The 7,986-nt window shown below is 50.5% G+C and carries 5 protein-coding genes; 1 reads left to right on the forward strand and 4 read right to left on the reverse strand.

Features of this window, described 5'->3' with window-relative positions; all coding sequences use genetic code 11:
- Window positions 1–45 precede the first annotated feature (45 nt).
- The 4 genes from FS806_RS09725 to FS806_RS09740 form a co-directional block, all read right to left on the reverse strand.
- Complete coding sequence (locus FS806_RS09725; protein WP_144935157.1) at window positions 46–1,614, reverse strand: extracellular solute-binding protein; 1,569 nt, start codon at window positions 1,612–1,614, stop codon at window positions 46–48.
- A gap of 141 nt (window positions 1,615–1,755) precedes the next feature.
- Entirely contained in the window at window positions 1,756–2,616 is an 861-nt protein-coding gene (locus tag FS806_RS09730; protein ID WP_144935159.1) for a carbohydrate ABC transporter permease, read from the reverse strand.
- 19 nt (window positions 2,617–2,635) lie between these two features.
- Complete coding sequence (locus FS806_RS09735; protein WP_144935181.1) at window positions 2,636–3,529, reverse strand: ABC transporter permease; 894 nt, start codon at window positions 3,527–3,529, stop codon at window positions 2,636–2,638.
- Between the two features lie 299 nt (window positions 3,530–3,828).
- Window positions 3,829–6,147, reverse strand: coding sequence for a helix-turn-helix domain-containing protein (locus FS806_RS09740; RefSeq protein ID WP_144935184.1), 2,319 nt, complete (start codon window positions 6,145–6,147; stop codon window positions 3,829–3,831).
- A gap of 218 nt (window positions 6,148–6,365) precedes the next feature.
- Between FS806_RS09740 and FS806_RS09745 the strand changes: the two genes are divergently transcribed.
- Window positions 6,366–7,229, forward strand: a complete 864-nt coding sequence (locus tag FS806_RS09745; protein WP_144935162.1) for a polysaccharide deacetylase family protein — start codon at window positions 6,366–6,368, stop codon at window positions 7,227–7,229.
- Window positions 7,230–7,986 lie beyond the last annotated feature (757 nt).

Raw genomic sequence — 7,986 nt, forward strand, 5'->3', positions numbered from 1 at the left:
ACTGCGAGGTCCTCTCTCCACCTACCGGGCCATCACGCCGGTTGCTTACTTCGAGCCATAGGTGCGCTGGTATGCCGTATTGTACATTTCAAGCAGCTCGTCGGCGCCCAGCTTTTTGGCCTGATCGAGAAATTGCTGGTAGGTGTCGTCGTTAATCGGGGTTTTCCCGGTGACGAACTCCGTAATCTTCTGCTCCAAATATTTGTTCAGGTTGTTCAGCTTCGACTTCTCCAGCTCCATCTCTTCCTCCGTCTTGACAATCGCTTTAGGCGCCGGAATGATATATTTCTCGTATCTTGCGTTAATGGCTTTGCTCTTCTCGTTCAAGCCGCTCTCCCACGCCGCCCGGGCTTTGGCATTATTGAGGGAAATATGATCATACCAGACCCCGTAGTCACGGCGCAGAGGGACATACGGGCTGTTCCCGAATTCCTCCATGAACCTTGGTTTTCCGTCTTCAATCGTATACGTTTTGCCGAGAATCCCGAGTGAGAGATAATTGGAACCTTCTTCGCTTACCAGATAATCCAGGAACTTGACCGCCGCTTCCTTATCCTTGACTTTGTCGGATATCGCCCGGCCGCTGCCTCCCACGAGCGAACGCGAATATTGATAGTTCTTGATTCCGTCGGCGGCGAATTGCGGAATCGCATCGAGCTCATACTCCTGGCTTCCGCTGGCCGTGCGTCCTTTCTCGGTTAACGGATCAATATCCGCTTTCCAGAAATAAGTGACGAGAGATTTCCCGGACAGTATCCGCTCCTCCCACTGGGCCCCGGTCAGCAGCGAATACTCGGGATCCAGCAGCTTTTCGGCATACAGCTTATTCAAATAAATGAGGGCATCCTTATACCCTTCGTGGTATGGGGCGAAGGCGTATTTTTCCTCGTCCGGGAGGAGATTGAAGAAGCCTTGAATGCCGGTGAAGGCTCTGCCGAACACTGTGTACAGCCCGGTATCCCCGATCGGTGAGTTGGCCGTGAGCGGATAGGAATCCGGATGCTTCTCCTTCAACGCTTTCAGAAATTCGTAGAACTCATCCAGACTTTCGGGCGGCTTCAACCCATATTTGTCTATCAAATCCTTGCGGGCCATCCAGACGAAGTTGAAGCCTTTGCCCTCGGGGTCTCCCTCCAGCACCGGCACAGTATAAATTCCGCCATCCGGTCCGGTGGCCAACGCTTTCGCTTCCGGGAAATCGTCATAGAACTTTTTCAGATTGGGGGCAATATCCAGATAATCCTTCAAATTGAGGAACACCTTCTCCGGACCGTGCTCCCTGCCTTCCTGGGTGCTTACCTGAATAAAATCGGTGACGGAATTCGTCGCGATCATAATCTGTTTCTTTTCATTGATCCCCTCCTGACTGACAACCTGAAATTCGACCTTAACCCCGGTTTTGGCTTCAATTTCCTTGAAAATTTCCCAGTCGTCCCGGACCCGCCCCTCTGTCCGGTCATAGACCAGCCATGTGAAGGTGATCGGCTTCGGACCCGGGCCTTCCGCTCCGCCGGGCGTCTCGGCTGCCGTCCCTCCCTTGCCTCCACTGCAGCCTGCCGCCAGCCCGCCAAGCATAACGGTGGAGAGCGTAATCGCTAACGTTCTTTTGTTCACCTTGCTCGCCTCCTCTTTATTTAGGTTTTGGTCAGAAGGTCCGGTAAGTGATTATTCATACTTGAGACCGGACTTCCCGTCACCGCAGGCACAGAAGACTTCCTGTACTCTCGCGCTTCTGCTTACCGCTTGCCGAAGCGGTCACCCTTTGATCCCCCCGATCATGCTGCCTTGAATAAAGTATTTTTGGATAAACGGATAAATGCACAAGATCGGCAAAGTAGCGATAATGATCATGGCGTACTTCATCGTTTCCATATGGCTCATGTCTCCTTCGCCCTGCACGTTGGAGCCGGCGATCAGAATGTTGCGGAGCATGATTTGCAGAGGATACATGCTGCGGTCGTTGAGATAAATCAGCGCGTCAAAAAACGCGTTCCACTGGTTAACGGCGGTATATAACCCGATCGTGGCCAGCACCGGAAGCGACAGCGGGAGAACAATCCGCAGCAGCACCTGAATCGTCCCGCAGCCGTCGATCGTGGCGGCATCCTCCAGCTCTTCGGGAAGCGCTTCGAAGAAAGTCCGCATAATAAACAGATGCCAGGTGCTGATTAGCGAAGGAAGCACGATGGCCCAGATCGTATTCAGCAGGCCGAGCTTCTGAACGACGAGGAAGGTCGGAATGAGCCCTCCGCTGAAGAGCAGGGTGAAGGCCGCCATCAGCAGGATCACTCTGCGTCCGGGAAGCCATTTCTTGGCGAGCGGGTACGCCATGGCGGAAGTCGCCATCAACGTCAGCACCGTATGAACGAAGGTATAGCGAATCGTATTCCAATAGCTCACCCACAGATCCGGATTGAACACCACTCTTTCGTAAGCAGCCAAGGTCAAGGACTTGGGCCACAGCAGCACCTGTCCGCTCACCACCATGGCATTCTCGCTGATGGAGGCGGAGAATACAAAAATCATCGGATACACCATCACGATAACCAGGCCAATCATGATCACGGTATTGAAGGCGTCAAACAGCCTGGAGGCCAGGCTTTCCCTGATTTTCATCCCGTTCCCTCCCCGCTCGTTACCATAGACTGGTCTCCGAATGTTTTCTGGCTATCCGGTTTGCGAAGACGACCAGAACGAAGCCGATGGCCGACTGGAACAACCCGACCGCCGTAGCGAAGCTGAAGTCGGCGTCCAGAATCCCTCTGCGGTAGACAAAGGTATTGATAACATCCGAGGTTTCATAGTTCATCGGATTGTACAGCAGCAGAATTTTCTGAAATCCTACCTCCATGAAATGCCCGAGATTCAGAACGAACAGAATGATCATGACGGGGATCATCCCGACGAAGGTAACGTGGCGCATTTGCTGGAAGCGGTTGGCCCCATCGATCTTGGCCGCTTCATATAAGGTCGGGTCGACTCCGGCAATCGCCGCCAAATACAGGATCGTTCCCCAGCCGACCTTCTGCCAGATTTCCGAGCCGATATATACGGTACGAAACCATTCCGGCAAGCCCAGGAACATAATCGGTTCCATGCCGAACACCTTCACCAGAATAAAATTGATGATGCCCGTGGACGGGGACAGAAACATGACGATAATCCCCGCGATAACGACCGTGGACAGAAAATGCGGCATATAACTGACACTTTGCACGAACTTTTTGAACGCTTTATTTTTAATTTCATGGAACAGAAGGGCCAGCACAATCGGCGCCGGAAAATGGAACAGCAGATCGTAAATATTCAGCATGATCGTGTTGCGGATGAGCTTCCAGGAATCCGGGGTGTAGTAGAAGAACTCGATAAAATGCTTGAAACCGACAAATTTGCTGCCGAATATTCCCCGGCCTATCGAAAAATCCTGGAAAGCGATAATGATGCCGTACATGGGCAAGTATTTAAAAATGATGTAATACAGGATGCCGGGAAGCATCAGAAAATACAGTGCCTTGTGCTTCTTCAGCATCAGCCATAAATGCGGCGGCTTCTTGCCCTTCGCTCCAGGCAGTACTGCGGCATCGGCGGTTCCGCGGTTTTCTGCTTGATCTGCCAATCATCCCCACCTCCTTACGGGAACGTTTTCATTTTATAGGTTGCTGCGGCACCTCATTTCGCGGCACCGTCTGATCGTTGTTGTGGCTTTACTATACGGAGCGGGCAAGCCGTGCGTAAAGCGCTCAATTTTGCCGGGTCGCTTTTTTTTGCCGACAGGCCGCATAGAAAAAAGGAGACTCACGAAAAAACGGAGTCTCTTCTTTCGCACCTTTATTTTCGATGGATCGACCGGTATTTCGCCGGAGTAGTTCCTTCATATCTGCGGAAGATCCGAATGAACGAATTTCGCCCCCAATAGCCGACCTGCTCGGCAATCTCGTCGATTTTCATATCCGTCTCCAGCAAAAGCCGCTTCGCCTTGGCCAGGCGGACCTTGGCGATATACTCTACATATTTCTCGCCAACCTCTTCCTTGAACGTGCGGCTGAAGTGGCCGGCCGACATGCCCATTCGCTCGGCGAATCGTTCGATGGATAATTCCTCTCCGCAATGTTCATGAATATACTCAAGAATTTCCGCAAGCTGCCCTCTTCGGGCATCCGGCTTCTCGGCAAGGAACAACAGCGCGTGGATTTCCCGGAAGCAGTCCCGGATCTCTTCCCAGGTTACGCAGCGGTCCAGCTTGACAAATAATCCGGAGTAGAAAGGGATGCCGAACTCGTTGCGCTCCGTCTCGACCGCTCTTATCCACGTATTTAACACATCGGAGCACAAGTATTTTACCTGAAAAGCGGTAGCGTTCTTCCTAACGCCCTCCTCCAGCAGCTCGTATACCGCCTGCAGCAGTTCGGGGTAATCGCGTGTTTTGAACCGGTTAAAAATTTTGTTCACCTCCTGCACAGACAGGAAGCTGTCCCAAGCCGCACGATCATCCCGGGCATTGTCCGGGCTGTAAATTTCGACCTCGGAACGGAGTCCCTTATACCGGAGCATAGCCAGGGCATGAGCGTAGGAAATATGCAGCTCTTCTATCGTGTCGACCGTCTTGCCGATTCCGATGGTCGCTTTGTAATAGGGCTGTGCAAGAATCGTCTGCAGGATCTGAGCCGCTTCCTTCGGACCGAAGGGCTTCGCGGGCTCGATATGCACGACGCAGGCCAACAAGTCGGCCCGGGTTTGGCAGAGCCATACGGCAACGGGCATCCGCTTGCGGATGTTCTCTTTCAGCTCGGCCATCAGGAACGAACGGGACGTTTCCGACAACTGATCCAGAACGGAGGCGTAATACTGGATTTCGATACATAGCACGGTCCGGACGGCCTGCGACGGATAAGGGAAGTCAATCTCCCTGGCGTAATATTCAATGGACAATCCGTCCCGGTATTCTCCCAGCAGGATTTTGGTCATAAAGTGCTCCTGCACTATTGGGAACATTCCGCCCACCAGCCTGGACAGCTCTTTATTCTCGGAAATCAGCAATCCGGAGAACTGCTTGATGACATCGAGGTCATTCCCCTTCACCGGAAACCATGGTTTCGGTTCGGCAGCTTTATGGTGCGATTCGAGGCCGGTTTTGATCTCCAGGATCGGGGTATACAGCCTCCGGCTCAAATAATAGGATACAAGACTGCCCAATACGAGCACGAAACCGAGAAAGACGAAGCTGACCCTGCTGATCCAGCGCGCCGGCTGCAGCAGCGTCTGCAAATCGATGAGGCTGACGTAATACCAGTCATCCTTGAAATGCGACCTCATGACGGACACCGCCTGCCCGTCTTCGTTAACGAACAGGGAGCCTTCTTGGCTGGCTTGCAGGATGTCAGACCAAGAGTCTGCGTCCAGTCTCATGGAACCAGTCTGGCTAATCACCCGCCCTGAGCTGTCCAGAATAGCCGTGCCCGTTACCCATCTTTCGGTGATGCCAATATGCTCGCGCAGTTTGTCCTCATTCAAATTAACGACGAGATAGACCTCCGGGGAGCGGGTATTGAACGGATAGCTCATCAAGACGGAAATATGAGAGTACGAGGACAGGACTTGATTCGTAAACAGAGGCTTCTGGTACATCGTATGGGGTTCGGTGAAGAGCATCATTTGTTTATCGGAGAAATAGGAGAACAGAGCCGACTTCTCGGCAGGCTCCAGAGGATAATAATGTTGAAAATAAAACTCCTTGCCGGTGTATGTCTGGAAATCAATGACGAGGTCCTCATGGACAAAAAACAGATAGGCGCTGTACATCAACCCGCCCGAATCGATCTTGTTGAGCTGCTCCATCAAGGAATGGACGAGCTCGTTGCGCTGCTGGTTATCGGGGGAGTCGCCGGCTACCTGAAGAAAGCTGACCAGATTGGGGGTGCTGAGCAGATTGATCATATTTGTCTTCAACGAAGAAAATGTACGGTCCGTCTGGTCTGCAAAATTCCGCATAGTGACGTTATTCAGCTTCTCCGCATCGTCTTCGATCAGACGAACTATGAAGAAGTAGGTAAAGGTACACGCTACGATGGCGGGAATGAGGATCAAGATAAAATAGCTGGTGAAGAAACGCCAAAATAGGGCCATGTTAAAAGATCCCTGCTTGATCATACGCCTCACCCGAACAGCCCTCCTCTTCCCCCTCCTTTTCATCTGGAAGGAGCCCCACCCTAACTATACGGCTACAGTATTTTATTGTATGTGGCCATCTCATTCTCAAGACACCTATCGAACAATGCGCAAACATAATATTAAATTTTGTCGTTTTTTGAAACTTTTCTCATTATTTGTAAGTCTATGTATATATCTCATAGTTGTAGGAGGACAAGATGGGGAAAACAGCAATCAAGACAGTAATCTTGCTCGCTTTAGGTTGTGCAATTATTTTTGCAGGCATAAGCGCTAAGGAAAATACCGGAGCCCTATGGTATCGGGACCAGGTCGCCGTATTGATGTATCATCATGTCCACGATGTGGATCAAAGCCTTGCCACCATTCCAACAGAGCTATTTTCCAGCCATTTGGACTACTTAATAGGAAAGGGCTACAATTTTATCTCTTCGCAACAATTCAAACAGTTTTTAGAAGGCGGCTCCATACCCGACAATGCTGTATTAGTTACCGTTGATGATGGATACGAAAGCTTCTTCGACCATGTTTATCCTCTGCTTAAAGAAAAGAATATTCCCGCAATTAATTTTGTAATTACTGAATTTCTGGATAATCCGTCGGGCGGAAATATCCCGTATCTGAGTCATCGCCAAGTGGAAGACATCGCATCCGCAGCCGCAGACATTGACTTCCAATGCCATTCGCACGCCCTCCACCGCAAATCGGAATCGGGAGAAGCGTTGATGATTGCTAGAATAATAGGAAAGGATGGCGTTCAAGAGACGGAAGGCGAATATAAAGAGCGCATTAAGAAGGATACTCGAACCTGCATCGACTCGCTGAATCAGAGCTATCCCAAAACTATCGATTCCTTGGCTTATCCGTATGGAATCTATGATGAGCTTGCGATCCAATTAATCAAGGAGGAAGGAATCCGATACGCTTTTACCGTTGAAGAGGGCATGGTTACGCAGCAAACCGACCCATGGCAAATTCCGCGAATCAATGCGGGAGGGCCGTGGATTACGGCGGAATCGCTGCATCAGAACATTCTCAATCATGTTGTGGCAGCAATCAAATGAACGGTTCTAAAGTGAGCCCCTACTCAGAGGAACACATCTTGGGCCATTGGGCGAACCTAAATTGCTGCGATAATACATCAATTATGAAGCGAATGGAGATGTTCGAAAGAAAAGCCTGCGAAAATACATGAATTCTCTTTCCAAATCTCTAAATCTCTACTTTAACAGGCAAAAAGATGCACTATCGCAGGTTTTTAAACCAGCTACTGAAGTGAGCACTCAAAAAGATGTATTTCTGCAGGCTTTTACAAATTCGTCCACTAGATAGCCAAGAAGTAATATACAGCCGTACACTACCGACTTTTTCAGGAGTCATTCCCAATGCTTTTTCATACGAGGCTAAATTTACATGGGACCTTACCGGGAATGATGGCAAGAGCGTAACACCAGGGGATTATATTATTCAAGTGGTGCGTCCTGAGAATGTACTATACGAATCTCTGGAAAGCGGTGAAGAGAAAACGACTCCCATTTATAAAGGGGTGGGGGGTTGTAATTTGGGGTACTTCGGGACAACGTTAAAATGATTTCCAGGGATCACACCGGGATGGACGACGGAAAAGAAGTAGCACTCTGTGATTACATTCGCTCTTCTCTTTCATCGTTGCCCATTGAACCATTGGACCATTGGAGCAAATGATGGGCCAGGCGAGGATAAAGCCAACACGTCGCAAAGACGAGGTCGAGTAGGCGGGGCCTTTCCTTCGAGGATTGTGCCCCTTACCCCTCACAGATCCGTACGTGCGCAATTAACGCA

Origin of the sequence: Paenibacillus sp. 32O-W, from assembly GCF_007679495.1 — a bacterium.
Lineage (GTDB): Bacteria > Bacillota > Bacilli > Paenibacillales > NBRC-103111 > Paenibacillus_L > Paenibacillus_L residui.

Bases quoted from the DNA above. Each gene is read 5' to 3' on its own strand.
- FS806_RS09730 (WP_144935159.1), bottom strand. From the start codon at position 2,616: ATGAAAATCAGGGAAAGCCTGGCCTCCAGGCTGTTTGACGCCTTCAAT.
- FS806_RS09745 (WP_144935162.1), top strand. From the start codon at position 6,366: ATGGGGAAAACAGCAATCAAGACAGTAATCTTGCTCGCTTTAGGTTGT.
- FS806_RS09735 (WP_144935181.1), bottom strand. From the start codon at position 3,529: ATGCTGAAGAAGCACAAGGCACTGTATTTTCTGATGCTTCCCGGCATC.
- FS806_RS09740 (WP_144935184.1), bottom strand. From the start codon at position 6,147: ATGATCAAGCAGGGATCTTTTAACATGGCCCTATTTTGGCGTTTCTTC.